This window comes from Dactylosporangium sp. CS-047395 (assembly GCF_050942185.1).
Lineage (GTDB): Bacteria > Actinomycetota > Actinomycetes > Mycobacteriales > Micromonosporaceae > Dactylosporangium.
This window is the reverse complement of sequence record NZ_CP192015.1, coordinates 734426-760971: the sequence shown is the minus strand read 5'-3', so window position 1 is coordinate 760971 and position 26546 is coordinate 734426. Positions and strand designations below refer to the sequence as shown.

22 protein-coding genes are annotated in these 26546 nt (G+C 70.7%); 9 read left to right on the top strand and 13 right to left on the bottom strand.

The genetic code is table 11. From position 1 onward, the window contains the following. Positions 1-28: 28 nt before the first annotated feature. From ACQP00_RS03555 to ACQP00_RS03540, 4 genes are all read right to left on the bottom strand, one after another. Positions 29-1255 carry a DUF1501 domain-containing protein gene (locus ACQP00_RS03555; RefSeq protein WP_433214215.1) on the bottom strand — a complete coding sequence of 409 codons (1227 nt, stop codon included), beginning with the start codon at positions 1253-1255 and terminating at the stop codon, positions 29-31. 113 nt (positions 1256-1368) lie between these two features. Beyond that, on the bottom strand, positions 1369-2625 hold the full coding sequence (locus tag ACQP00_RS03550) for a DUF1800 domain-containing protein (RefSeq protein WP_433214212.1): 1257 nt from the start codon (positions 2623-2625) through the stop codon (positions 1369-1371). A gap of 169 nt (positions 2626-2794) precedes the next feature. After that, positions 2795-3589, bottom strand: a complete 795-nt coding sequence (locus tag ACQP00_RS03545; protein ID WP_433223670.1) for an enoyl-CoA hydratase-related protein — start codon at positions 3587-3589, stop codon at positions 2795-2797. A 5-nt stretch (positions 3590-3594) separates the two neighbouring features. Continuing rightward, complete coding sequence (locus ACQP00_RS03540) at positions 3595-4395, bottom strand: PaaX family transcriptional regulator (RefSeq protein ID WP_433214209.1); 801 nt, start codon at positions 4393-4395, stop codon at positions 3595-3597. 222 nt (positions 4396-4617) lie between these two features. On the opposite strand from ACQP00_RS03540, the gene ACQP00_RS03535 reads away from it, so the two are divergent. Then, a complete protein-coding gene (locus ACQP00_RS03535; protein ID WP_081971220.1) occupies positions 4618-4785 on the top strand; it encodes a DUF3117 domain-containing protein in 168 nt (55 codons plus the stop codon). 103 nt (positions 4786-4888) lie between these two features. Continuing rightward, complete coding sequence (locus ACQP00_RS03530) at positions 4889-6340, top strand: leucyl aminopeptidase family protein (protein ID WP_433214206.1); 1452 nt, start codon at positions 4889-4891, stop codon at positions 6338-6340. Between the two features lie 27 nt (positions 6341-6367). Here the strand turns inward: ACQP00_RS03530 and ACQP00_RS03525 are convergent, their stop codons facing one another. From ACQP00_RS03525 to ACQP00_RS03515, 3 genes are all read right to left on the bottom strand, one after another. Then, positions 6368-7396, bottom strand: a complete 1029-nt coding sequence (locus ACQP00_RS03525) for a 2-oxoacid:ferredoxin oxidoreductase subunit beta (protein WP_433214203.1) — start codon at positions 7394-7396, stop codon at positions 6368-6370. Further along, entirely contained in the window at positions 7389-9236 is a 1848-nt protein-coding gene (locus ACQP00_RS03520; RefSeq protein WP_433214200.1) for a 2-oxoacid:acceptor oxidoreductase subunit alpha, read from the bottom strand. Before ACQP00_RS03520 ends, ACQP00_RS03525 begins: the two co-directional genes overlap by 8 nt. Positions 9237-9441: 205 nt before the next feature. Next, entirely contained in the window at positions 9442-10887 is a 1446-nt protein-coding gene (locus ACQP00_RS03515; RefSeq protein WP_433214197.1) for a hypothetical protein, read from the bottom strand. 146 nt (positions 10888-11033) lie between these two features. Here ACQP00_RS03515 and ndhC point away from each other — a divergent pair, with 146 nt between their 5' ends. Further along, positions 11034-11423 carry an NADH-quinone oxidoreductase subunit A gene (gene ndhC, locus ACQP00_RS03510; protein ID WP_433214194.1) on the top strand — a complete coding sequence of 130 codons (390 nt, stop codon included), beginning with the start codon at positions 11034-11036 and terminating at the stop codon, positions 11421-11423. Between the two features lie 85 nt (positions 11424-11508). Here the strand turns inward: ndhC and folP are convergent, their stop codons facing one another. After that, positions 11509-12369 (bottom strand): dihydropteroate synthase, encoded by an 861-nt coding sequence (gene folP, locus ACQP00_RS03505; protein WP_433214191.1) that lies wholly within the window; start codon positions 12367-12369, stop codon positions 11509-11511. A 76-nt stretch (positions 12370-12445) separates the two neighbouring features. Between folP and ACQP00_RS03500 the strand changes: the two genes are divergently transcribed. Genes ACQP00_RS03500 through ACQP00_RS03485 form a run of 4 tightly spaced genes read left to right on the top strand, consistent with a single transcriptional unit; the run spans position 12446 to position 14527 of the window. Further along, the gene (locus tag ACQP00_RS03500) at positions 12446-12925 is read left to right on the top strand and encodes a DivIVA domain-containing protein (protein ID WP_433214188.1); all 480 of its coding nucleotides are present in this window, start codon (positions 12446-12448) and stop codon (positions 12923-12925) included. Beyond that, positions 12922-13407 (top strand): SRPBCC family protein, encoded by a 486-nt coding sequence (locus ACQP00_RS03495; protein ID WP_433214185.1) that lies wholly within the window; start codon positions 12922-12924, stop codon positions 13405-13407. The genes ACQP00_RS03500 and ACQP00_RS03495 overlap by 4 nt, the downstream gene beginning before the upstream one ends. A 35-nt stretch (positions 13408-13442) precedes the next feature. Then, positions 13443-14012, top strand: a complete 570-nt coding sequence (locus ACQP00_RS03490) for a DNA-3-methyladenine glycosylase I (RefSeq protein WP_433214182.1) — start codon at positions 13443-13445, stop codon at positions 14010-14012. Positions 14013-14032: 20 nt separating this feature from the next. Then, the gene (locus ACQP00_RS03485) at positions 14033-14527 is read left to right on the top strand and encodes a hypothetical protein (protein WP_433214179.1); all 495 of its coding nucleotides are present in this window, start codon (positions 14033-14035) and stop codon (positions 14525-14527) included. A gap of 138 nt (positions 14528-14665) precedes the next feature. Here ACQP00_RS03485 and ACQP00_RS03480 read toward each other — a convergent pair whose 3' ends face one another. Further along, on the bottom strand, positions 14666-17392 hold the full coding sequence (locus tag ACQP00_RS03480; protein WP_433214176.1) for an adenylate/guanylate cyclase domain-containing protein: 2727 nt from the start codon (positions 17390-17392) through the stop codon (positions 14666-14668). 250 nt (positions 17393-17642) lie between these two features. Continuing rightward, positions 17643-17852 carry an FmdB family zinc ribbon protein gene (locus tag ACQP00_RS03475; protein ID WP_433214173.1) on the bottom strand — a complete coding sequence of 70 codons (210 nt, stop codon included), beginning with the start codon at positions 17850-17852 and terminating at the stop codon, positions 17643-17645. 112 nt (positions 17853-17964) lie between these two features. Between ACQP00_RS03475 and ACQP00_RS03470 the strand changes: the two genes are divergently transcribed. Together ACQP00_RS03470 and ACQP00_RS03465 are read left to right on the top strand one after the other, a co-directional pair. After that, positions 17965-19137 carry a lytic murein transglycosylase gene (locus ACQP00_RS03470; protein WP_433214170.1) on the top strand — a complete coding sequence of 391 codons (1173 nt, stop codon included), beginning with the start codon at positions 17965-17967 and terminating at the stop codon, positions 19135-19137. Between the two features lie 149 nt (positions 19138-19286). After that, complete coding sequence (locus ACQP00_RS03465; RefSeq protein WP_433214167.1) at positions 19287-20288, top strand: GNAT family N-acetyltransferase; 1002 nt, start codon at positions 19287-19289, stop codon at positions 20286-20288. A 132-nt stretch (positions 20289-20420) separates the two neighbouring features. Here ACQP00_RS03465 and ACQP00_RS03460 read toward each other — a convergent pair whose 3' ends face one another. From ACQP00_RS03460 to ACQP00_RS03450, 3 genes are all read right to left on the bottom strand, one after another. After that, positions 20421-21287: a DUF3152 domain-containing protein gene (locus ACQP00_RS03460; protein ID WP_433214164.1), complete on the bottom strand. Its 867-nt coding sequence runs from the start codon at positions 21285-21287 to the stop codon at positions 20421-20423. Between the two features lie 156 nt (positions 21288-21443). Further along, positions 21444-23531 (bottom strand): ThuA domain-containing protein, encoded by a 2088-nt coding sequence (locus ACQP00_RS03455; RefSeq protein WP_433214161.1) that lies wholly within the window; start codon positions 23529-23531, stop codon positions 21444-21446. After that, positions 23528-26470 carry a PQQ-dependent sugar dehydrogenase gene (locus ACQP00_RS03450; RefSeq protein ID WP_433214158.1) on the bottom strand — a complete coding sequence of 981 codons (2943 nt, stop codon included), beginning with the start codon at positions 26468-26470 and terminating at the stop codon, positions 23528-23530. The genes ACQP00_RS03455 and ACQP00_RS03450 overlap by 4 nt, the downstream gene beginning before the upstream one ends. Positions 26471-26546: the final 76 nt, after the last annotated feature.

Below are 26546 nucleotides of genomic sequence, written 5' to 3'. Positions count from 1 at the left end.
GGCACTCACGCACGGGTGCGAGCGGTGGTTAGAGGATGCCGGTGAGCTGGTCCTTGTAGCCGAGGATCTTCTCCGGGTCGGCGTCGAGGACGTCGTGCAGGAGGGTGGCGTAGACGGAGCGGAAGTCGGTCGTGAACTTCAGGTCGCCGTTGTCCAGGTCGGAGAGGCTGGGCTGCTCGCCGTAGAGGCCGCCCTGCACGGGGCTGCCCAGGATGAACATGTTGGACGCGGTGCCGTGGTCGGTGCCGTCGGAGCCGTTGGCGGCCACACGGCGGCCGAACTCCGAGTAGACCGCCACGACGACCTTGCGGCCGGCTTCGGTCTTCGACATGCGGTCGGCGAACGTGGTCAGGGCCTGGTCCAGGAGCTTGAGCAGGATCTCCTGGGAGTTGCGCTCCTCCGCGTGCAGGTCGAAGCCGCCCAGGGAGACCGAGAAGACCCGGGTCGCCACGTTGGCCTCGACGCAGCGGGCGACCAGGTCGAGCTGGGTCTTGAGGTCGGAGCGGCCGCCGGTGCCGGTGCCGGAGGAGGACGAGGTGTCGTTCTCCCCGTCGGTCTCGTCGACGCTGTGGATCAGGGCGTCGACCTCGACCAGGTCGGCGAAGGCGCGGGCGGCTCGGGCCTGCAGCGGGGACTCGCCGTCGGAGGACTTGCCGAAGGCGGTGAGGACCTCGGGCTTGACGCCGTTCGGGAGGGTCAGGCCGGAGACGGGAACGGCGGCGCCGGCCGTGGTTTCGCCGGCCAGGACGGGAGGGAGGACGGGTTCGAAGGAGACGGCGTGGCGCGGGTCGCCGCCGATCGAGTCCAGCCAGCGGCCGAGCCAGCCGGTGTTGCCGGGGCGGTCGGGCTGGGCGGTCTGCCAGATGTCCATCGAGCGGAAGTGGCTGTGATCGGGCTTCGGGTAGCCGACGCCGCGGACGATGGCGAGTTTCTTCGCGTCGTACATGCGCTTGAGGCCGGCCAGGCCCGGGTTCAGGCCCAGGGTGTCGTCCAGCTTGAGGACGTCCTCCGGCTTGTAGGCGAGCTCGTTGCGGGCGGGGGCGTAGGCCTTGTCCGCGTACGGGATGACGTTGGACAGGCCGTCGTTGCCGCCGTAGAGGGTGACCAACACCAGGGTCTTGGCGTCGCCGGGGCGGTCGTCCCAGGTCTTGGTGTCGAAGATGTCGCGCAGCGTCCAGGCGCCGCCGGCGGCCAGGGCGGTGCCGCCGACCACGCCGCTGGCGATCAGGAACTTCCTGCGGGTCAGGGCGTCCATGCCGCCTCCTTCCAAACGATGCGAACGCTTCCAGTTGATGACCTGCGAGGCCCGGGCAAAAAGCTCTAGAGGCCCAAGCCGAGAAAGCTCTAGAAGCCCAAAGCCCAAAAGCTCTAGTTGATGGCGTACTCGGGACTAGCGAGACCCAGCGTCAGCAACCGGCGAGCGTCGCCGGCGGCGGGAGTCAGCGCGGCCAGCGTCCGATCGGTGAACTTGTCGATCACCAGGAGCCGGGCCAGAGCCGTCGGGCGTTGGGGGGCTGGGGTGGCGGTGAGGCGGTCCAGTACCGGCTGAGGGGCTTTTGCGGCCAGGGTCTGGGCCAGCTTGATCCGGGCCTGCGTCGCCGACGTCGTCAGCCAGGCCGCGCCCGCCGGCCAGCCGCCCACGCTCGGCGGGCGGAGCGGGACCTGACCCAGCGCGTTCAAGCCGCTCTGGAGCTGCTTGCGCTGGGCGTCGGGCAGGTCCCCCGGGCGCAGCTGCAGCTGACGCAGCGCGCCGACCAGCCACTCGACGGGCTGTTTGACCAGCTCGGTGTGGCCGTCCGCGGCGAGCAGTTCGCGCAGCATCGCGGCCGTGGTGGGCTTCGACTTCGCGCGCCCGAGGACCGCGTCGGGGATCGGGGCGTCGCTGCAGTACCGCAGCCAGAGGCGGCGGGCGATGAACTCGGGGCTCGCCGGTTGGGCCAGCAGGAGGTCCGCGAAGCCGTCGGCGTCGTAGTTGCCGGTCTGGCCCAGGATGGTCTTGGGCTTGTCGTCGTGGCGCTTGGCGTTGAAGGTCGCCGTCCCTGATTTCTGGTCCACGACCCAGCCGGTCAGGGCCCGGGCGCCCGCGCGGACGTCCTCCTCGGTGTAGTGGCCCACGCCCAGCGTGAAGAGTTCCATGAGCTCGCGGGCCAGGTTTTCGTTCGGGGCCTTGTTGGTGTTCTTCTGCCCGTCCAGCCAGATGATGAGCGCGGGGTCGCGGAGCATCGCGTGGACCTGCGTCGCGAAGTCGCCCAAGGCGGTGCGGAACAGGGTCTGCTGCTGGCCCAGCATCAGCGGGCCGGACTTGACCTTGTCGGCGGAGGTGGCCCAGTGGCCGTGCCAGAAGAAGGTCAGCTTCTCGTGCACCTGGTGCTCGGCCTGCACCATGCGGTCCAGCCACCAGGTGCCGACGGTGCGGATCTGCTCGGCGCGGTCGGACTTCTCGTTGATGACCGGGCCGAGCTTGGGCGGTGGGGTCCGGGCCGCGCCGGCGTCGGCGCCGGTCGCGGCGAACAGGGCGTCCAGGGTCGCGTCCGGGCCCTTGGCCTCGGCGGCGTCGACCTCCTCGGCGGTGGGCCCGAACGTCGCCCGGCGCAGCAACTGCGCGACCTTCTCACGATCGGCCATGGACCTCACGCTATGCCCCGTTTGTACGAGGCATGTCAGGCCCAGCTTCGACTCAGTTGAAGAACAACCGCGCATATACGATAAATCCGATATGTCGCGGCGCGCCAGCGCCCGACATATCGGACGCGCGCCCGACATGACGCGCGCCCGACATATCGGATCGCAAAGCTCAGCGCCCCGAGTAGACCGGCTTCTGCTTGTTGACGAAGGACGCCGTCGCGTTCTGGTGGTCGGCGGTCCGGCCGCAGGTGGCCTGCGCCTCGGCCTCCACGGCCAGGGCGTCCGCGAGCGAGCCCGAGCCGCCGACCGCCAGCTCGCGCTTGATCTGGGCGTACGCCACGGTCGGGCCGGCGGCCAAGCGGTCCGCCAGTTCCAGCGCCGTCGGCAGGACGTCCTCGTCGGACTCGGCCAGGCGGGTCAGCATGCCCAACGCGAAGGCGTCCGCGGCCCGGACCGGTTCGGCCAGGAGCAGCAGTTCGGTGGCCTTGGCGTGGCCGACGATCCGGGGCAACGACCAGGAGATGCCGGTGTCGCCGGCCAGGCCCACGTTGGCGAAGGCCATCAGGAAGGCCGTGCGCGGGCCGCCCACGCGGAAGTCAGCCAGCAGGGCGAGCGAAGCGCCGGCGCCGGCGGCCATGCCGTTGACCGCGGCCACGACCGGCTTGGGCATCTCGGCCAGGGACGTGGTGATCGGGTTGTAGTGCTCGGTGACGGTCGACAGGGAGGAGCCGGTGCCGGCTTCCAGGGACGCGGCGTGCTCGCGCAGGTCCTGGCCGCCGCAGAAGGCTCGGCCGGCGCCGGTGAGGACCACTGCCCGTACCGTGGCGTCGGTTTGAAGGTTTTGCAACGTGTCGCGGAGGGCGACCTTCAGGGCGTCGGTCAGCGAGTTGAGGGCGTCGGGGCGGTTGAGGGTCAGGATCGCCACACCGGACTCGGTGCGCTCCACGAGCAGGTCGTCCATCAGGTCTCCTAAAAAAGGCTCGCGTCCACGAACCGGTCGGCAGCGGGGCGCAGGCGCAGGGCGTGGTGGTCGAAGAAGGCGGCCGCGGCGGTGCCGGCCCAGCGCGCGGGCAGCAGGGTCGCCGGCAGCTGCGGGTCGCGGAAGAGGAACCCGCGCCAGGCGTGGACCAGCGTGAACCGGACCGCGTACGCCTGCTCGTCGGGGGTGGCCGGGCCGACGGAGTGCACCAGCGGCGTGAGGCGCTCGACGAACTCGCCGTACGAGGCGGCGAGCGCGTCGAGGTCCCAGGCTCGCGCGACGAGGTTCACGGCTCCAGCAGTACCGCCGGAATGCTCCGCCGTAAAGCGGTCGTAGCGCACACCGGCCTCCGTCAGCAGGGCGTCGACCCCCTCACCCGGGCGCGGCGCGATCCACGTGGAGCCGTCGATCGAGCCGTACCCGAGGAATCCGAGGTTCGCCACCAGTCTCGCCCGCGCGCCGCGATGCGCGGGCGGTTCGAGCGTGATGAGATCGAAGCTGCCCGCCCATGCGCTCCCGGGGCCGCCGGGGCGTTGCGTGCGGTAGATGCGGGCGCCCGCGGCGTCGAGGCGTCGTGCCGCCTTGGGGGTGATGCCGTATCCGGGGCCGGTCGGCAACCGTAGTGGGTGCAACCAGCCCTGTCGCACCATGCGGGAGATCGCGGTGCGCACGGCCGGCGCGGCGATGCCGAGGGGAGCGAGCAGGCGCACGAGGGCGGCTACGGCGGCCCGACCGCCACGCGGGCGCAGATGGTCGCCGTAGAGATCAAAGAGGGCGGACCGGGCCTGCATGGCCGCTTATTGTGACACTTACCCAGCCATTTTGGCCAGGAAGTGTCACAAGGTTGCCGCCCCGGTTTGGGTCTTGGGGCCATCATCAGGGAAAATCATCGGTTGGCGCGTACATCACGGAGTCCGCGGGTCCGGTCGAGGCCCCGTGAGCTGGCGCGCCGGGCATGCGGGGACGGCTGTGCCACCTGATGTCTGGGACATCAGGGAGCGAAGGGAGACAACATGGCGGCCATGAAGCCGCGGACAGGCGACGGTCCGCTGGAGGTCACCAAGGAGGGCCGCGGCATCGTCATGCGCGTCCCGCTCGAGGGTGGTGGACGGCTCGTCGTCGAGATGACCAAGGATGAGGCCAACGAACTCAGCGAGGCGCTGAAGACGGCCACTGGCTGAGTCTTCCTGCAATCGGCTCCGCTATCGGGTTGACTGGGTTGGGAGGAGCGGCCGGCACGCGGTCGCTCCCACTGTCGTGCGCGCGGAATTTTTTGGAGGCCCCGTGCTGGACATCAGGCTCGCCACGAGCCGCGCTTCCTCTGGTGCGGTGGCCGTCGTGGTGCCGTCCAGCGATCCCTTCTCCACGCTCGACCTGCTCAACCCGGCCGACCTGGCCGAGAGTGAGGCGTTCCTGGAGGACGTCGAGCACTCCGGTTCGGCCGGCTCCATGCACAAGCTGCCACGGCCTGGCCGCAAGCCGTCGCCGCTGCTGTTCGTCGGCATCGGCGACGGCGACGAGGCCGGTTGGCGGGCCGCCGGCGCGGCGCTGACCAAGGCCGCTCGGGCAGAGCAAGGGCTTCGGATTCTGGTACCCTACGATGCCGCCCCGGCCGCGCTGCGCGCGCTGGCGGAGGGGTTGTGGCTCGCCGCGTACCGGTTCCGGCTGGCCGACGCCGATCCCGACCCGCTGCGCCGCGTCACGATCGCGCTGGAGGCGAGCGAGGAGCGCACCGCCGCGCTGGAGCAGGCCCGCGCGATCGTCACCGCCACCACCCTGGCCCGCGACCTGACCAACATGCCCAGCGACCGCAAGACCCCGGCCTGGTTCGCCAAGCAGGTGACCAAGGCGGCGGCCGGGGTGGCGGGGCTGACGGTCGAGGTACGCGAGCCGGAATACCTGCGCGAGCACGGCTTCAACGCGATCCTCACGGTCGGCCGGGGCGCCGGTGTGGCCCGCGGCCCGCGGCTGGTCGAGCTGTCGTGGCGGCCGCGCGGAGCGAAGCGGCACGTGGTGCTGATCGGCAAGGGCATCACCTTCGACACCGGCGGCGTGTGCATCAAGCCGCTGGCCGGGATGAAGCTGATGCGCAAGGACATGGGCGGCGCGGCCGCGGTCGTCGGCGCGACCCTGGCCGCGGCCGCGATGCGCCTGCCGGTGCGGATCACCGCGCTGGCCCCGCTGGCCGAGAACGCGCTCGGCGGCGACAGCATGCGCCCCGGCGACGTCGTCACCCACTACGGCGGCATCACGTCGGAGATCCTCAACACCGACGCCGAGGGCCGGCTGGTGCTGGGCGACGCGATGGCCTACGCCGTGCGCCGGCTGCGCCCCGACGTGCTGATCGACCTGGCCACCCTCACCGGGGCGCAGGGAGTGGCGCTGGGGAAGCGGACCGCCGCGATGTACAGCCACAGCGACACCCTGGCCGGAGACCTGGCGGCGGCGGCCGAGGCGTGCGGCGAGTCGGTGTGGCGGATGCCGTTGAGCGAGGACTACGCACCGGAGATCCGCGGCGAGCTGACCGACATCATCAACTCGACCGACATCGGGGCGGGGTCGCTGCTGGCCGCGCTGTACCTGCGCGAGTTCACCGGGCCGCTGCGCGAGAACTGGGCGCACTTCGACATGTCCTCGCCCGCCTGGGCCGACTCCGCCGACGGCGAGCTGGCCAAGGGCGCCACCGGCTGGGGCGTGCGGACGCTGACCCGCTGGCTGGAGACCACCGCCGCGTGAGCGGCGGTGGTCCTTCGAAAACCCCAGCTACAGAATCGTCCAGGTGTCGCCGCTGTTGAGCAGCGCGGCGAGCTCCTCGTCGGGCGTGCCCTTGGCCTTGGCCTTCGCCGTGGTGAGCTGCTCGCGCACGATGTCGTCGTAGGCGGGCCGCTCGACCGAGCGGAACACGCCGATCGGGGTGTTGCGCAGGTCGAGGCCGGGCAGGCGGGACAGCGCGAACGCGTACGCCGGCTCGGTGACCGTCTGGTCGTGCACGACGATCTCCTCGGCCGGGACCGACGCGGTCGGCAGCACCGACAGGCCGAAGCCGCCGGGCGGGTGGGTGACCGCCCACTCGCCGTCCTTGCCGAACGTGATCGGCTTGCCGTGCTCGAGCCGGATGATGTAGTCGTCCCGGGTACCGGGGTCCTTGAGCACTTCGAACGCGCCGTCGTTGAAGATGTTGCAGTTCTGGTAGATCTCCACGAACGCCGAACCGCGGTGCTCGGCCGCGGCCCGCAGCACCGACTGCAGGTGCTTGCGGTCGGAGTCGATGGTCCGCGCGACGAAGCTCGCCTCCGCGCCCAGCGCGAGGGAGATCGGGTTGAACGGCGAGTCCGCCGAGCCGGCCGGGGTCGACTTGGTGACCTTGCCGATCTCCGAGGTGGGCGAGTACTGCCCCTTGGTCAGCCCGTAGATCCGGTTGTTGAACAGCAGGATCTTCAGGTTGACGTTGCGGCGCAGCGCGTGGATCAGGTGGTTGCCGCCGATCGACAGCGCGTCGCCGTCACCCGTGACCACCCACACCGACAGGTCGGGGCGGGACACGGACAGCCCGGACGCGATCGCCGGCGCGCGGCCGTGGATCGAGTGCATGCCGTACGTGTTCATGTAGTACGGGAACCGCGAGGAGCAGCCGATGCCGGAGACGAACACGATCCGCTCGCGCGGGATGTTCAGCTCGGGCATGAAGGACTGGACGGCGGCCAGGATCGCGTAGTCCCCGCAGCCGGGGCACCAGCGGACCTCCTGGTCGGACTTGAAGTCCTTCATGGTCAACTTCAACTGCTCAGGCATTCTTGACCACTTCCTCGAGCACGCCCTCCAGCTCGGACGCGGTGAACGGCAGGCCGCGGACCTGGTTGTAGGCGATGGCGTCGACCAGGTAACGCGACCGGATGACCCCGGCGAGCTGGCCCAGGTTCATCTCCGGGATGACGACCTTGTCGTAGGATTTGAGCACCTCGCCCAGGTTCTTCGGCATGGGCGAGAGGTGGCGCAGGTGCGCCTGGGCCACGGCCAGGCCGCGCTGGCGCAGGGCGCGGGCGGCGGCGCCGATCGGGCCGTACGTCGAGCCCCAGCCCAGCACCAGCACGCGGGCGGTGCCGTCCGGGTCCTCGACGTCGACGTCGGGCACGTCGACGCCCTCGATGCGCGCCGCGCGGGTGCGCACCATGAAGTCGTGGTTGGCCGGGTCGTAGGAGATGTCACCGGTCTTGTCGGCCTTCTCCAGGCCGCCGATGCGGTGCTCCAGCCCGGGCGTGCCGGGAACCGCCCACGGCCGGGCGAGGGTCTTGGGGTCGCGCAGGTACGGCAGGAAGGTCTTGCCGTCCTCCCCGTTGGGCTCGGTCGCGAACTGCACCTGCAGGTCGGGCAGGTCGTCGGTCTCCGGCAGGCGCCACGGCTCGGAGCCGTTGGCGATGTACCCGTCGGAGAGCAGGATCACCGGCGTGCGGTAGGTCAGCGCGATCCGCGCCGCCTCGATCGCCGTGTTGAAGCAGTCCGCCGGCGAGCGGGGCGCGAGCACCGCGACCGGAGCCTCGCCGTGCCGGCCGAACAGGGCCATGTTGAGGTCGGCCTGCTCGGTCTTGGTGGGCAGACCGGTCGACGGGCCGGCCCGCTGCACGTCGATGATCAGCAGCGGCAGCTCCAGCGCGACGGCCAGGGAGATCGTCTCGCCCTTGAGCGCGACGCCGGGGCCGGACGTGGTGGTGACGCCGAGCGCACCGCCGTAGGAGGCGCCCAGGGCCACGCCGATCGCGGCGATCTCGTCCTCGGCCTGCACCGTGGTCACGCCGAACTTCTTGTGCTTGCTCAGCTCGTGCAGGATGTCGGAGGCCGGGGTGATCGGGTACGCGCCGAGGAAGACGGGCAGCTTGGACCGTACCCCCGCGGCCACAACACCCAGGGCGAGCGCGGCGTTGCCGGTGATGTTGCGGTAGTTGCCCGCCACCATCCGGGCCGGCTTGACCTCGTAGCGCACCGCGAAGTTCTCGGTGGTCTCGCCGAAGTTCCAACCGGCCTTGAACGCGGCGATGTTCGCCGCCACCAGCTCCGGGCGGGAGGCGAACTTGCGCTCCAGGAACGACAGCGTCGACTCGTGCGGCCGCGAGTACATCCAGGACAGCAGGCCCAGCGCGAACATGTTCTTGGCCCGCTCGGCGTCCTTCTTGGAGATCTCGAAGGACTCCAGGGCCTTGACCGTCATCGAGGTCAGCCCGACCGGGGCGACGTTCCACCCGTCGAGGGAACCGTCCTCCAGGGGGTTGGCCGCGTAGCCGACCTTGGCCAGGTTGCGGTTCGTGAACTCGTCGGTGTTCACGATGATCGACGCGCCCTTGGGCAGGTCGGCCAGGTTGGCCTTCAGCGCCGCGGGATTCATCGCCACCAGGACGTTCGGCGCGTCACCGGGCGTGAGGATGTCGAAGTCGGCGAAGTGCACCTGGAAGCTCGACACGCCCGGCAGGGTCCCGGCAGGAGCCCGGATCTCGGCTGGGAAGTTGGGCAAAGTGGAAATATCGTTACCGAGCTGCGCGGTCTCGGATGTGAAACGGTCACCGGTGAGCTGCATGCCGTCGCCGGAATCGCCAGCGAACCTGATGACCACTCGATCCAGCTGGCGGACCTGCTTGGTCACGTGAGCTGACCTCCTGTGGCGGCGGATGGGTTGCCTTACACCCCTGAGGGTACGTCGGCGTGAACGTCATGCCTGCGGCGCATATCCCTTCCGGGGCGCCGAAGCTGCGACTTTCGTCATTGCGCGGTCCGCCGTCTTGTGCGCTTCGCGCCAATACGAACAAAGCGGGCGCCGGGTGTACTCCCCGGCGCCCGCCTCATCACGCTCAGTCCTCGCTGTCCCGCTTGGGCGGGTCGTCCGTGGCCCGGAACCGCGAGCCGGCGACGGGGCCGTCGGGCAGGCGGGGCAGGGTCAGCGAGCGCGGTACCGACGAGCGGCTGATCACCTCGGACTTGCCGCCCAGACCGCCGCTGACCGGGACGAGCATCACGTCCTCGATCTCGTCGGCCCGCAGCGAGTCGTCCTCGCCGGTGTCCAGGCGCATGCGGCGGCGCAGCGAGAGCACCACGAAGACGCCGAACAGCGCGACCAGCGCGACGATCGCGCCGATGATCGGCATGCTGGACAGCTGGCTGCCGTCCCCGCCGGACTGATTGCGCAGGCTCAGGTCGCTGTCCAGGTTGCGCTGGGCCGGCGGCGACGGCGGGGCCGAGGTCGGCAGCGGGGCCTCCGAGCCGGCCAGCGCCGGAGCGGTGATCTTGTAGTCGTAGCGGGTCTCGATCATGTCCAGCCCGGGCGGCGCGAGGTAGGCGTGCACCGCCCCGACCAGCGGCAGTTCGGCCCGTGCGGCCGCGCTGATGGCCATGCCGAAGTTGCCCGAGACCTCCTTGCCGGCGGCGATGTCACCGAGCTCACAGCGGTCCCGGTCGCCGGCGATGCGCTTGTGCGAGCGGCAGGCCGTGGGGAAGGTCACCAGGTCCACCCCCGGCGGCGTGACGATCTCGACCGCGCCGACGGCCTTGGTGACCCCGGTGTTGCGCAGCCGCACCGCGAGCTGGAACGACTCGTCGACCGGGGCGGACGCGGCGGGCAGCGGCGGGGCCGAGGTGTTGAGCTCGATGCCCGGCGTCGGCGGGGTGGTGAAGGCGAAAGAGATAGGAGCGATTCGCTGGTACGCCCCGATCGACGCGGTGATCTGCCCGGCCGTGATGGTCTTCCACGCCCCCGGGTCGACGTTCACCTTGAGCACGATCTGGCCCATCGCGTCCTGAGGCAGGGCGCAGCTGAAGCTGTAGGCGCCAACCGCGACATTGCAACCGCCGCTGCCGTACCCGCCGGTGACCTGCGCACCGCTCGGCAGCGCGTAGTAGCCGGTGACGGTGTCCTTGCCGACGTTCTCGCCCGTGTTCTTGATCGCGACGACCAGCTCGCTGGAGCCGTCACCCTGCCAGTACGCGTCACTGAGCGACACGGTGCTCACGGTCATCTTGAACCGGTGCACGGGCGTCGGCGGCGACGGCGGCGCCTCCGTCGTGGGCGGCGGCGGGGCCACGGTGGTGGGCGGGGCCTCCGTCGGCGGGGCCTCGGTGGTCGGGTCCGGCGTCGGGACCTCGGTGGTCGGGGTCTCCACCGGTGCGGTACTGGTCTCGCCATCGCCCGGCGGCTCGCTGTACGCCGGCGCGGCGAACAGCACGGAGCAGACGGTGGCCAGGAGCACGAAGGAGCCGGCCCGCAGCCGCCGTGTTGTGCGGCGGCCCGAGGGTGCTTCCATAAGGGGGTGTCCTTCTGATGTCGTGTCTGACGAGGTGACTCGCCGGGCTCTTTTGCAGTCCGACAAGGAACCTGAAGCACATTATCTAGACAGATTCGCGTTTTCGGCACTTCGGAGATCGTGATGATGCGTGTACGGTGCGTGCGGTGAGCGGTTATCTGGGTGGATATGCGACGCTCGGGCTCCTTCTCCTGGTCGGAGCCGGGGTTTTCGTCGCTGCCTTTACGGCCAACCGGCTTCTCGGTCCGCGCCGTTCGGCCGAGTGGTCGACCGCCACGGGTGCGAAGTACGAGACCTATGAGTGCGGTTTGGACCCGGTTGGTGGTGACTGGGCGCAGGCCCAGATCCGCTACTATGTGTACGCCTATCTCTACGCCCTGTTTGCGGTGGAAAGTGTCTTCCTGGTCCCGTGGGCGGTGATCTACGACGCGCCCGGGTACGGCGGTGCGGTGGTGGTCGAGATGGCGATCTTCGTAGCGGTCCTCTTCCTGGGCATTCTGTATGCCTGGCGGAAAGACATCCTCCGATGGACCTGAGGCTCTAGGCAATACCCGTTCGGGCCACTGGTTCCGAGCTGTTACTCGGTTTTGCCGGATTTTGCGCTTCGCGGCTCCACGGTTCTCAGGCCAGGCCGCGCCGGGTGGCGGCCGGCTGGCGGTCGCCCCGGATGGCGGCCACGGTGTCCAGGACGCGGCGGGTCGCGCGGACCTGGTGGGCGCGGAACACCCGGGCGCCCAGCCAGGCCGAGACCGCCGTCGCCGCGAGGGTGCCCTCCAGCCGCTCCCCCACCGGCACGTCGAGGGTCTCGCCGATGAAGTCCTTGTTCGACAGCGCCACGAGCACCGGCCAGCCCGTCGCCACCATCTCGTCGAGGCGGTTGGTGATCGCCAGGGAGTGGCGGGTGTTCTTGCCGAAGTCGTGCGCCGGATCGATCAGGATGCCGTCGCGGCGCACGCCGAGGGCGAGGGCTCGCTCGGCCAGGGCGGTGACGGTCCGTACCACATCGGCGACCGGATCCTGGAAGGCCGTGCGGTGCGGGCGGGTCCGCGGGGTCAGCCCGCCGGCGTGGGAGCACACGAGCCCCGCCCCGGTCTCGGCCGCGACCTCCGCGAGGGCCGGGTCGGCACCCGCCCACGTGTCGTTGATCAGGTCCGCGCCCGCCGCGACGACCTCCCGGGCCACCTCGGCCCGCCAGGTGTCGATCGAGATCACGACGTCCGGGAACATGGCCCGGATCTTCTGCACCGTCGGCAGCGTCCGCCGCAGCTCCTCGGCGGCGTCGACGGTCTCGCCCGGTCCGGCCTTCACCCCGCCGATGTCGATGATGTCGGCGCCCTCCTCGACCGCCGCCTCCACCGCGCGCAGCGCCGCGTCCTCCGCGAAAGTTGCACCCTTGTCGAAGAAGGAGTCGGGAGTCCGGTTGACGATCGCCATCACCGCGTAATCGCCGTCGGCGAATTGCCGAGCGCCGAGACGAAACATCGCATGACCTCCGTGTTTCCTACTGATGGGTGTGCCGGGCTCGCCCAGGCGTACTCAGCGTGCCACGATTCCCCCTATGGCTGAGTTCCTCCTGGTGTTGATCGCCGCTGTGGTCGTCGGGGCCATCGGGTTCGGCGTGTCGCTGTTGATCACCGGTGATGACCCGGGGATCGAAGGACATGAGCCCGACGGACGCTCCGTGCCGCTGCCGTCGTCGCGCCCGCTGGTCGAGGGTGACGTCAACCAGCTCCGCTTCGACACGGTCGTCCGGGGCTACCGGATGAACCAGGTCGACACGGCGCTGCGGCGGGCCGGGTACGACATCGGCTACAAGGAGGAGCTGATCCAGGTCCTCGAGGCCGAGATCAAGGCGCTCCGCGAGGGCCGGCAGGAGGACGCCGACGCGCTGCGCGACGCGCGTCAGGCCGCCGCCACGGGTGCGTCGCCGGAGGCCCCGGCCGACGCCGACGCCGACGTGATCTCCTCCTCCTCTGCTGATGAGGACACCGAGGACAAGCCGGCCGACGAGTTCCGCCCCTCGCCGGTGGTGAAGTGACCGGCGGCGACGACGCCGAGGCGGAACGGCCCGGTCCCGGCGAGGTGACGGCCACGGTGATCGTGGCCGCGCCCGCCGAGAAGGTCTTCGCGGCGCTCACCGACTGGTCGCGCCAGGGCGAGTGGATCCCGTTCACGACCGTCCGGGTGCTCTCCGGCGACGGCGGCGAGGGCAGCCAGATCGAGGCGGTCACGCAGGCCGGGCCGGTGCTGGTGCGCGACCTCATGCGGGTGGTGAAGGTCGACCCGCCGTTCGAGGTGCGGGTCGTGCATCACGGAAAGGTGCTGCGGGGCCCGGGAGTTCTCCGGTGTACCGCACTGGGCCCGACCCGCACGCAGGTGGTGTGGCACGAGTGGTTCCAGCTGCCGGCCGGGAACGCCGGGCGGCTGGCCTGGCCGCTGCTCTGGCCCGGCTCCAAGGCGGGTCTCACGGGGGCGCTGCGGCGGTTCGCCCGGCTGGTGGAGGCCGGGAAGCTGCGCTGAGGGTTTTTGTCGTACCCGGGCGGTAGCTTGCGTGCATGAGTGATGTGGTGGTGGGGGCGGACGGGCTGGCCCGGTGTGGCTGGGGCGGGTCGACGCCGGACTACCTGGAGTACCACGACAACGAGTGGGGCCGGGAGATCCGCGACGACAACGGCCTGTTCGAGCGGATGAGCCTGGAGGCGTTCCAGTCCGGGCTGTCGTGGATCACGATCCTGCGCAAGCGCCCGTCGTTCCGGACCGCGTTCGCCGGCTTCGAGATCGAGAAGGTGGCCGCGTTCGGCGAGGCCGACGTGGACCGATTACTGGCCGACCCCGGCATCGTGCGCAACCGCGCCAAGATCGAGGCGGCGATCGCCAACGCCCGCGCCGCGGCCGAGCTGCCGGGCGGGATCGCGGCCCTGCTGTGGTCCTTCGCCCCCTCCCCCAAGCCCGACCGGCCGGCAGATTTCTCCCACGTGCCGGCTGTGACCGCGGAGTCCAAGGCCATGGCCAAGGACCTCAAGAAGCGCGGCTTCCGCTTCGTGGGCCCGACAACGGCCTACGCGCTCATGCAGGCGACCGGCATGGTCAACGATCACGTGGCCGGCTGCTTCGTGCGGATCTGACGCCGTGATGCAATAAGGCAATGGCGAAGTGGGTGGTCGAGGTCTCCGAGGAGCAATACGCGAACGAGCGGGTCTACGGGGCCGGTGAGCTGACCGTCGAGGGCCTCGCCCCCGGCGATGAGGCCCTCCTGGTCGCCGGCGGGCCCGAACCGGTCGTGTTCGGCCTGGGCCGCGTCGACCGGGCGGGGCGGGTGCAGTACACGGTGAACCTGCTCGACGCTCCGCTGCCCGCCGGTGGGCTGCGGGCCGGGCCGCTTGACGAGGACGCCTACCTCGCCGTCGCCCGGCAGGCCGCGCCGGCCGCTCCGGTCGCGCCGCGGCGGACGTACCTGGTGAGCGTGGACATGCCGATCGAGGCGAGCTCGCCCGGGGAGGCGGTGCGGGCGTTCTGGGGCTACGTGCGCGAACTGGGCCCGGCGGAGCTGCCCGCTTTTGTGTGGCCGGCGGGGGACGAGCTGGCGATGCAGGCGTACGTGCTCGGCGTCGAGGCCAACCAGGACCCCGAGGAGGAGTAGGCCTGCTCGGAATGACGCGTCGCTGCCCCAAGGACCCGGTGCGGTGTTGAGGGGGTGTGGGTGGAGCGAAGCTCCCCCACCGCTTTTCAGGACATCGCACGGTAACCAAGAGCGCCAGTAAGACCGTCCGCTCCGCGATTACTCGACAGTTGAGAAGCGTATCGAGCCGGCCATGAGGTCTGGGTGCTCTATGGTCAGCGCCAGCGCCACCGATTCCTCCAGGCTCAGCGCCCCGCCGCTTGCGTAGGCCGTGTCGAAGGCCGCGTCGCCCATGGAGGAGCGGAGGTCGGCCTGCTGCTCGGTCCAGTACGCGGCGAACCCGCCACTGGAGCAGCGCAGCCGAATGCGGGCCGACTGGGCCGCGCCGAACAGTTTGGCCGAGGTGTCCAGGTCGTCAGCCAGCGCGCAGCGGACCGCCACGGCGTTCAGGGTTTCGCAGACCCGCAGGTGGAAGCCGTGGGTCATCCGCGAGCGGAGGGCGACGATCAAGTGGTCGTGGGCCGCCACCAGGTCGCCGCGGGACAGTGCGACCATCCCCAAAAGCATGTCGACGGTACGGCGGCCGCGTTCCAACGGGCGGCTGTTCTCCAACGGCCGGGCGCTGGCCAGCAGGTCCGCCGCCTCGTCGAGGGCGCCGCGCCGCCACAGGAGCTGGGCCAGGGCGTAGACGGCGGACAGGGCCTCGCCGGCCACGCCCTGCTCGTCGGACCAGGTGATGACGTCGCGGGTGACCCGCTCGGCCTCGTCGGTGCGGCCCATCTCCAGCAGTGGGGCGCCGCGGGCCGACAGGATGCGGGCGAGCAGTCCGGGATCGCCGGCGCGGCGGGCGGCCGCCTCGGCGCGCTGGGAGAAGCGCAGTTCCTCGACCGTCTCGCCGTCGGCGCCGGCGTGCAGGGAGTGCATGTGGTACGCGGCCGCCAGCTCGGCGTCGGGTACGGGCTCGCCGGTTGCGCTGATCCGCTCGTACAAGCGGAACAACCACATGCGGCCCTCGCGGACCAGACCGCGCTCGCGCCACCACTGGTCCATCGAGCCGGCCAGCGCGAGCCCCTGCCGGGCGCTGCCCCGGGTCACCGTCCAGTGCAGGGCCGCACGCAGCTCGTCAGCCAACGGATCCAGGGTGTACAGCGAAAGCGTGACCGGGCGCCCCTCGTTGTCGAGGTAGGCGTCGTGGGCCGCCTGCAGGCACCAGGCGACGTGCCGCTCGCGGGCCGACTCCTCCTCGCCCGCCTCCAGCAGCAGGCGGGCGGCGAAGGCGCGGATGGGGTCGAGCATGCGGTACGTCGCGTTGGTGGCCCCGGCCTCCGCCTGCAGCAGCGACTTGTCGACCAGCGTGGCCAGCGGGTCGAGCGGGTCGCCGTCGTGCAGCCACTCGATCGCGGGCAGGTCGACCGGGCTGGCGAAGACGGACAGCCAGCGCAGCAGCCGGGCCGAGCGGGGGTCGAGGGTGCGGTACGACCAGTCGACCGCGGCCTGCATGGTGCGGTGCCGGTCGCTCATCCCCGCATCGGGGGTGGCGGGGCGCAGGCCGGCGTCGAGGGTACCCAGGACGTCACCGATGCGGTCCGCGAGCTGGGGCGGCGAGAGCAGGCGCAGGCGGGCCGCGGCCAGCTCCAGCGCGAGCGGCAGGCCCTCGAGCGCCTTGGCCACCCGGGTGAGGTGGGCGATGTCGCCGGGCTCGACCGGACGGCCGCCCCGGGCCGCGGAGGCGCGGTCGACGAGCAGGGCCACGGCGTCGCTGAAGCCGCCGCCGGAAGCCGCCTCGACCGACAGCGGCGGGATGCGCCACACCACCTCGCCGGGCAGGCCGAGCGGCTCGCGGGAGGTGGCCAGGACGTACACCTCGGGGCTCGCCGACAGCAGCCGGGACACCAGGCGGCGGGCGGCGGGCAGCTGGGCGTCCGACGTGTCGAGCAGGACGAGCAGCCGGCGGTCGCGGACGTGGTCGGCGATGGTCTGCACCACGGCGCGCCCGGGTTCGGGGCGCAGGCCGAGCGCGGCGGCGACGCTGACGTCGACCAGGTCGGCGGTGGCCACGGCGCTGAGGTCGGCGAACCAGACGCCGTCGCGGAAGCGCTCGACGATCTCGCCGGCCGCCTCGACCGCGACCCGGGTCTTGCCCGCGCCGCCGGCCCCGACCACGGTGACCAGGCGGTGCCGGTTGATCAGATCGCGGACGGCGGCCCGCTCGGTGGCGCGGCCGATGAACCGGGTGGTCTGCACCGGCAGGTTGTGGGCGGGCGCGTCGATGGTGCGCGGGCGCGGGAACTGCCGGTCGAGGCCGGGCGCGACGAGCTGGAAGATCCGCTCGAAGCCGTCGAAGCCGCGCAGCCGGTGCAGGCCGAGGTCGAGCAGCCAGGCGCCGTGGCCGAGCGGGCCGTTCTCCAGGCCGGGGTCGGTCGGGTCGACCGGGGCGGCCGAGGACGACAGGCCGACGTGGGCGGCGGTCGCGGCCGAGCAGAGGACCTGCCCGCCGTGCGCGGCCGCGGCGACCCGGGCGGCGCGATGGACCTCCGGGGAGGTGTACTCGCCGCCGTACGGCTCGGCGAATCCGGTGTGCAGGCCCATGCGGACCTTGGGGCGGGCCTCGGGGCTCGGCCAGTCGTGGGCGGCGAGCGCGCGCTGGGCCTCGGCGCAGGCGGACAGGGCGAGGGCGGCGTCGGCGAACGCGACGAAGAGTGAGTCACCCTCCGTGAAAAGTTCCACACCGTCCGCTTTGGACAGTGCGCGGCGAATCACCTCCCGGTGCTCGTGGAGCACCGGCCGGTATCCCACACCGAGCATCTGGGCCAAACGCGTCGAGCCCTCGATGTCAGTGAAGAGGAAAGTCACCAGCCCGCTGGGCAGGTGCGTCCGCCCCGACACGTGAAACCTCCGCCGTCCTAATTCAGGCGAGCCCTATATTTCCCCAACCAAGTGGCCCGCGCATCGTAAAAACGGTCGATCCCGGATTGGCCCTCCGGGGCGATCTGTGCTGGTCAGCACGATGGCAGGCAAAGCTTGAGTGGGTTTCGCGTGACGTAACGACAACACTCCGGCAGCAGTTGTGGCACAACAGGACACAACATCAAAGCCGTTTCGACGGTTTATCGCGAAACTCATCCGTAACATTGTTTCAACAGCCGCAGGCCCCTCCGCAGCACCCGCCGCCGGACTGACCGCCGCCGGGGCCCGCGGACGTCCCGCCCACCGCGACCGTGGACAGCAGCTTGACCGTGTCGTCGTGCCCGGCCGGACAGGCGGTCTTCACGTTGGCTTCACGCATCGGTCGCTGGACCTCGAAGGTGTCACCGCAGGCCCGGCAGCGGTACTCGTAACGTGGCATTCCCACAGGCTATGCCACGCTGACACCTCCCGGTGAACTCGTCTCCGGCGGGCGCTCCGGTGCGGTTCGCGGGAGGCTCTTCCCCGCCCGTCCGGGTGCAATACTGGTCCTCGTGGCACGCGACGACGAGACGCCAGATGCCGAGCGTCCGACCACAGTGGACACTGCTGAGGCCTCGGATCCGACCGCTCCTGCCCCGGCTTCCACGGCGGCCGCCATCCGGCCGCCCGTTCCGCGGGAGCCGGCCGACGAGCGGTCGATCCCGGTGGAGATCACCGCGCCCGATCTGAGCAAGCCGGAGCATGAGCCGAAGCATCTGGCCGAGGCGGGCAAGCGGCCGAGCTGGCTGGAGTCGCGGCGCTCCGCGCCGGCCGCTTCGACCTCGGTCGACGTGCTGGAGGCGGCCAACCCCCGGTGGGCGCGGTCCGAGGCGCGGCGGGAGCGGTTCGACCGGATCAAGGCGCGGCCCGGGTTCCGGTTCCTGCTGCCGGGCGTGCTCCTCGCGGTCCTGCTCGCCGCGGCCGGGACCGCCGGTGCCGTGGTGGCCGGCGCCTCCAAGCCGAGCGCGGACGTCGCGGAGTCGGGGCCGGCACCGGGCGGTACCAATGGCGCACCTCCGATGACCGGAGCACCGGAAACCGGGCAGGCCCCGCGCCCGGAGGACCCGTCCGCCTCACCCACCTTCAGTCCCCCGCCGGGCACCCTGCAGCGCCCCGCCGACGTCTACGGGGCGTGGGCGGCGAGCCGGTCGGTGCGGCTGGACATCCCGGTCGTGGCGCTGCAGGCGTACGGATACGCGGAGGCGGTGGCCGCGCGGACGACACCGAAATGCCACCTGACGTGGACTACCTTGGCCGGCATCGGGAAGGTGGAGTCGGATCACGGCCGGACCAACGGTTCGGTGCTGCAGGACGACGGCCGGTCCGTTCCGCCGGTGGTGGGGCCGCCGCTGGACGGGCAGAACAACCGGCAGTCCGTGGCCGACACCGACCAGGGGACGATGGACAACGACCGGACCTGGGACCGCGCCGTCGGGCCGATGCAGTTCCTGCCCTCGACGTGGAAGCAGTACGGCCTGGACGCGGACGCGGACGGCGTGATCGACATCAACGACATCGACGACGCGGCGCTGACGGCGGCCAAGTTCCTGTGCGACAACGGGCGGGACCTGGCCACGCTGGAGGGCTGGAACTCGGCGATCCACGCGTACAACGTGCCGGAGGAGTACCGCGCGGCGGTCTTCAACGCCACGAACGACTACGGGCGCAAGGATCGGCAGAGCTGATCGCGCCCCGGCCGCGGGCCCGGCGGCCGGTTGCGCTGCGTGGTCGGCGCAGGTCACGAGGGTGATCCACACGCCCTGCGGGTAGATCAATGCCACGCTCTGCGCTCTGGTACTTCCGCTCAGCCACAAACAAGGGCAGGCTTAGGACCGTGAAGGTGCGCGAGTGGGACCCAGGGACCGCGCCCGCGGCCGAACTCGAGGCGGTACTGCGGGCGCTGAACGACATCGTGACGGTCGATGTGCCCGAGGACCCGCCGTGGCGCGAGACGATGTTCCGGGAGTACCTGGGCGTCACCATGCCGGGCGAGCGGCGCACGTCGTGGCTGGCCACCAGCGACGGCGGTGAGATCCTCGGGCACGCCAGCCTGCTCGCGCTCGAGGATATCGGCGTGCTGGAGCTGTCGGTGGTGCCGAGCGCCCGCCGCGGCCGGGTCGGCAGCACGCTGCTGGCCGCCGTCGCGCGCCGGGCCGCCGAGGAGGGCTTCGAGTCCGTCGGCGTCGAGGTCATCGGCGGCACCCCGAGCGTCAAGTTCTTCGAGGCCCACGGCTTCGAGTGCGCGTTCATCGAGATGCGCAACCTGCTCGATCTCACCGGCGTCGACTGGCTGCGGCTGGGCGAGATGGCGGCCGGGATCGGGGCCGGCTACCGCATCGAGTACTACCCCGGCGGACCGCCGCCGGAGCTGTACGCCGGATACGCCTACGCCAAGGAGGCCGCCCGCGCCGCGGTGATCGACGATCTCGCGCTGCGGCCGAGCTCGTACGACTCCGAACGGCTGGCCGCGAGCCTGCGCACCCTGCACGCGCGCGGCCTGAAGCCCTACATCGTGCTCGCCGTGCACGAGCAGTCCGAGACGATCGCCGGCCTCACCGAGGTCGTCGTGCCGGCGCAGCGCCCGACGCGCGCGGACCAGTACGACACCATCGAGGTGCCCACCCACCGCGGCTACGGCATCAGCCGCGCGATCAAGGCCCGCATGCTGTTCGAACTGCGCGCCGCCGAGCCGCACCTGCTGGACGTGCAGACCTGGAACGCCCTGGAGAACGAGCCGCTGCTGCAGGTCAACGCCGAGCTGGGGTTCAAGCCGGACCGGGAGTGGCGCGAGTACGAGGCCGACGTCATCGACCTCCTGCGCCGGCTCAAGGGCTGAAAGGCCCGGCAAGCAGGCGCAGGTTCGGCCGTTTGGGGCCCGCCGTCTTCAGGTTTCTTGGAACTGATGGTAGCTGGCGCAAAAAAATCCAGCCGCCGATCATCACCATCAGTGAAAGACGGTTACGCCGAGTCAGCTCGCCGCCCAAGGGCCCGTGACGAAAGTGCCGTCCGTGGTAAAGGGGTACGCGTTCGGCTTGCAGCCGTTCAGCGCGATCGTCTGGGTCTGCATCACCGGGGCGACCTGGCCCGAGCCGGGGCATTTCATGTGGTCGAAGCCCAGGAAGTGGCCCATCTCGTGCAGGACCGTCATCGAGTGGAAGTCGATGCCCGCGGGGAAGCCGTCGATGCCCTTCAGCCAGCGGCGCAGGTTCAGCAGGATGGTCTTGCCGTAGCGGCAGGAGTAGATGCCCTGGGTGGTGACGCCCACCGATTTGCACAGTTTGTCCACGGTGCCCGGCGTGGCCAGTTTCAGGGTCACGTCGTAGTCGGCGCCTGAGACGCGCTGGAACTTCCAGCTGGCGTTGCTGATCTTGTTCGAGGCGTAGGTCACCGGGTGCTCGGCCGACCTGGTCCAGCCCTCGGGAGTCGCCACCGCCCGGTCCACCTCGGTGGCCACCGTTGCCGTGGTCCATACCGGGTTGTTGCCCCAGTTGATGCCGTTCTCCATCTCGACCCGGTACCTGACCAGGGTGCCGCCGGCGCCCACGACGTCCGAGCCGCCCGTCGACACGGTGAAGGTGCCGCTCGCGGTGTTCGGGACGCCGTCGTTGGTGTTGGCCTTGCCGCCGCCGGTGTCGCCGCCCGGGTTCACCCGCTTCACCGTCGCGGACGGCTTCGGGGTCGGGGACTTCGTGGGGGCCGGGGCCAGTTCGCCGACGCCCTCCAGCTGGCCCTCCGGGAACGGGTCGGTACTGGCTGGGGCCTCGGCCAACGGCGGGCCCGGAGGCGCGGACTCGGCGTGCGTGCCGCATCCCGCCAGCACTGACAGTAGCGCCACGCTCAGCCCGATGTGTTTTGCTCGTGTCCCCAGCACGGGCCGAGCCTAGGGGAACTTCGCAATGGATGGAGCCCTGCGATTGAATCCGTCACGGTAAGCAACGTGCGGGCGGGGGCTGCACGTCTATGTACAGCCCCCGCCCGACCGACCGAGCCGTTACGCGGGAAGGGTCCACTTCTGCGCGGCCGTGCCGTTGCAGGTGTACAGCTGGACCACCGTGCTGTCCGCCGAGTTGCCGCCGGCCACGTCCAGGCACTTGGACGACTGCGGGTTGCGCAGCGAGCCGTCGGACTGCGGCGCCCAGTTCTGCGCGCCGGAGCCGTTGCACGTCCAGAGCTGGATCTTGGCGCCGTTCGCCGAGCTGCCGCCCGAGATGTCCAGGCACTTGCCCAGGGCGCGCAGCGTCTGGCCGGAGACCGTCCAGGTCTGGGCGGTGGAGCCGTTGCACGTGTACAGCTGGATCTGCGTGCCGTCCGCGGTCACCCCGCCGCGGACGTCCAGGCACTTGGAAGCCAGGCCGCGGACCGGGCCGCTCACCACCGAGGTGCCCTTGACGAACGTGAAGTCGTCGAGGTCGAACAGGCCGGTGCCGGTGCCGGTGAACGTCAGGTACACGTTCGCCGTCCCGGACGGGACGCCCGTGAGCGCCGCGGTGACGTCCGCGTACGTGTCCCAGCTGCCGGTGTTCGGCACGTTCACCGTGCCCAGGATCGGGCCGGTGGTCGAGCCGGTGCGGACCTGGATCTGGCCGCCCGGGCCGCCGGAGACCACGCGGGCCTTGAACTGGGTGGCGCCGCCGATGTTCAGGCCGTTGTACGCCGCCCAGTCGCCCGGCTCGATGTAGCCGAGGGTCTGGCCGTTGTGGGCGCCGGCCTTCGTGTACGGCTGGACGCCGGACGCGGAGGAGAAGAGCTCGGCCTGGACGGTGTCCGCGGGCGGAGCCGAAGCGTCCTTGATCCGGATGTTGCGGAAGGACACCTGGTCACCCGAGCCGTGGTTCTGGATGCCGATGTACCCGTCGAGGTTGCGCGCCGGATCCGTGTTCGTGAAGTCGTTGATCAGCGAGCCGTTGAGGTACACCCGCAGCCGCTGCCCCTCGACCAGGATCTCGTAGGTGTTCCACGCGCCGGGCGGGTTGAGCGCGGCGTCGCGGGCGGCGATGTTGGCCGACTGGAAGTTGTAGATCGCGCCGGTGGTGTGGTCGGGCGTGTCGGTGGCGTCGATCTGGATCTCGTACCCCTGGTTGATCGCGATGTTCGGATCGGTGCCCGGGTTGGGGAACCCGACGTAGACGCCCGAGTTGCTGTCCCCCGTGATCCGGAAGTCGGCCTTGAGCGAGTACGACGTGCCGAACTGCTTCGCGGAGTACCAGAACAGGCCGAGCCCGCCGGTCGAGGACAGGGTGGCGTCCGCGTTGGTGAAGCTGCCCGGGCCGGCCTGCGACCAGCCCGTCGTGGAGCCGTTGTAGAGCGGCGTGTAGCCGGTCTCCGGACGGCAGTCGGCCTGCGCCCGCTTGGAGGCGTACCGGATGCCGCCGAGCAGCTGGTTCCGGAAATTCCCGTCGGCGTACGACTCCTGGGTGTGACCGAAGCCGGTGTAGAAGGAGCGGCCGGAGTCGATCGTCTTGCACCAGGTGATCGGGTGGTCGCCGCCCATGGTGCCGCCGGAGTACGACGACTCGTCGAGCGTGGCCAGCACGTGCACGGTCGCCCGCGGGTTGGTCTGGTAGTTGTACAGCTCGTCCGTGCGCGTCCACACCTGCGGCAGGTGCGCCGTGGCCGGGTTCGCGCGGTCCTCGGTGCGCGAGTTGACCTGCTGGATCGCCGGGTGCGAGGCGAACCAGGCCCCCACCAGCTGGCCGTAGAAGGGCCACGAGTACTCGGTGTCGGCGGCCGCGTGCACGCCGACGTAGCCGCCGCCACCGCGGATGTACGACTCGAACGCCGTCTGCTGCGCGTCGTTGAGCACATCGCCGGTCGTCGACATGAACACGACGGCCTCGTACGGCGCCAGACCGGCGGCGGTGAAGACGGACGCGTCCTCGGTGGCGGTCACCGTGAAGTTGTTCGCCGCACCCAGGTCGCGCACGGCCTGGATGCCGGCCGGAATGGCGTCGTGCCGGAAGCCCGCGGTCTTGGAGAAGACCAGGACGTCATAGGCGGGGTCCGCGGCCTGGGCAGCCGGCGCGCCGACGAGCAACGAGCCGACCAGCACAGCGGCGAACGTCAAAGAGCGGATCTTCATGGCATCGTCCACTTCTGCGCGCTCGTGCCGTTGCAGGTGTACAACTGCACGACCGTGCTGTCGGCACTGTTCGCCCCGGCCACGTCCAGGCACTTGCCCGAGGCCGGGTTCTTCAGCGAGCCGTCGGCCTGCGGCACCCAGTTCTGCGCGCCGCTGTTGTTGCACGTCCAGAGCTGGATCTTGGTGCCGTCCGCGGTCGCGCCGGCCGAGATGTCCACGCACTTGCCGAGGACCTTGAGCTGCTGGCCGACCTGGGCGACGACCTGCGCGGCGGTGCCGTTGCAGGTGTAGATCTGCATCTGCGTGCCGTCGGCGCTCGCCGCGCCCCGGGCGTCGAGGCACTTGCCGGCCAGACCCTTGACCGGGCCGGTGCCGTTGCCGCCCGCACCGGTCGTGAAGGTGAAGCTGTCCAGATCGAACAAGGCCGCGGTGGTACTGCCGGCAAAGGTCAGATACAGCGAGGTCGTTCCGGCCGGCGCATTGCTGATCGGGCCGCTCACGTTCGTGAACGTCTCCCAGGATCCGGTCACCGGCACGGTCGCCGAGCCGATGATCGTGCCCGTCGGCGAGCCGGTGCGCAGCTGCAGCGTGCCGCCCGCGCCGCCCGAGGAGACCCGCGCGGTGAACGAGGTGGCGTTGTTCAGCTTGTACGGGTCGAACCCGATCCAGTCGCCGTTGTTGATGTTGCCGACGGTCTTGCCGCCCTCGGCCGTCGCCTTGGTGATGGGGTCGACGCCGGAGAAGGTCTTGTAGAACTCGCCCTGCCGGTAGCGGGGCGCCATGATGCTCTGCGCGTGGACGGTCAGCCCGCCCTTGTCCGTGTACTGCGCGTCGAAGATCGGGAAGATGTTCGAGGCGGAGTCGTGCTCACCGTCGACCGGGATGGTGATGGTCCCCGCGCAGCCGGTCTGCGACGTGATCGCGTGCGCGTGCTGGTCGTGGCCGAGCACATAGGTCATGGTCACCTTGGTGCAGTCGATCGGGCCGTCCTCGGGGTCGGTCACGGTGACGCTCCACGGCACCGAGTCGCCGAAGGACACCAGCTGGCCGGGCTTCGGGCCGTGGACGGTGACCGTCGGCGCGGTGTTGCCGACGCTGATGGTGACGTTGGCGGTGCCGATCGCGCCCTGCGGGTCCCGGGCCGTCAGGGTCACCGAGTAGGTGCCGTTGGCGGCGAAGGTGTGCGACGGGTTGGCCGCGGTCGAGGTGCCGCCGTCGCCGAACGTCCACGCGTAGGTCAGCGCCCCGCCCTCGGGGTCGCTGGAGCCCGCCGAGGAGAAGGTCACGGCCAGCGGGGCCGCGCCGGAGGTGACGTTGGCGGTCGCGTTGGCGATCGGGGCGCGGTTGCCGCCGGCGCCGACGTAGTCGTAGCGGTACAGCGCCGAGTTGAGGTCGCCGTTGAAGTAGCCGGTGCCGTAGTCCAGGACGTAGAGCGACCCGTCCGGGCCGAACTGCATGTCCATGACCTGCTTGCCGTTCCACGGGAAGTTGTCGATCGTCCCGCGCGAGCCGTCGGCGTTGATTTTGATCGGCTTGATCCAGCCGCGGCCGAACTCGCCGGCGAAGAACAGCCCGTCGAGCGACTGCGGGAACTTGGTGGTCGACGGGTTGGCCGCGTCGTAGTGGTACACCGGGCCGGCCATCGGCGACTCGGAGCCGCCGCCGAACTCGGTCGGGCTGCCGGCGTCGCCGCCGTAGCGGATCCAGGCCGGCTTGGCCGCGGGCAGGGTGCCGAGGCCCGTGTTGCGGAACGAGTTGTTGGTCGGGCCGCCGGTGCAGTTGAACTTCGCGCCGGTCGAGTTGGTGGCGAAATTCCACTCGTTGTAGGTCTCGGTGGCCGTGTTCGTGCCGGTGCAGTACGGCCAGCCGAAGTTGCCCGGCGCGGTAATCCGGTTGAACTCGACCTGCCCGGACGGGCCGCGGTTGGCGTCGGTGGCGCCGGCGTCGGGGCCGTAGTCGCCGACGTAGACGATGCCGGTGGCCTTGTCCACGGTCATGCGGTACGGGTTGCGGAAGCCCATCGCGTAGATCTCGGGCCGCGTGTTCGCGGTACCGGGGGCGAAGAGGTTCCCGGACGGGATCGAGTACGTCCCGCTGGCGTTGACCTTGATGCGCAGGATCTTGCCGCGCAGGTCGTTGGTGTTGCCGGCGGAGCGCTGGGCGTCGTACGCCGGGTTGCGGTCGGTGCGCTCGTCGATCGGGGCGTAGCCGGCCGAGTCGAACGGGTTGGAGTCGTCGCCGGTGGACAGGTAGAGGTTGCCCTGGGCGTCGAAGTCGAGGTCGCCGCCGACGTGGCAGCACATGCCCCGGTTGGCCGGGACGTCGAGGATGTCGACCTTGCTGGCCGTGTTCACGGTGAAGTCGGCGTTCAGCGTGAAGCGGGACAGCCGGTTGACGCCGGTCCAGGTGGTCCAGGTGGCGGCGGTGCCGGTGGCGGGCGCGTCGCCGGCCGGGGTGCTCAGCGGCGGGGCGTAGTACAGGTAGATGTACCGGTTGCTGGCGAAGTTGGGGTCCGCGGCGACGCCCTGCAGCCCCTCCTCGTCGTGCGTGTACACCGGGATGGTGGCGATGACCGAGGTGGTCCCGGCGGCGTCGGTGCGCCGCAGCGTGCCGTTGCGCGCCGTGTGCAGGACCGACCGGTCGGGCAGCACGGAGATGGCCAGCGGCTCGCCCACCTCGGGCTCGCCCTTGGCCAGGGTCACCTGCTGGTAGTCGGCCGCGTTGATGGCCGCGAGCGCGGGCGTGGCGGGCGCCGCGGCGAGCGTGAAGGCGGTGGCGGTGACGCTGGAGGCAACGAGAATCAGGGCTGCCGAGATCGGCCGCCATCGATGTCTGGAGGGTTGCAGGTTCACGGGGTGTCCCTTCCTGACGTGGTGATGTGCCAGGCAGGGCGCGCGCCGCCGCGCCGGATGCCAAAGCGACCCGGGGCGCCGCCGCATCCGGTGCCGTCCGGATACATTGATGAAACACCCTGGTGTCGTGGGGGACACACTAGGGGCTTTAGCTACGGCTGTC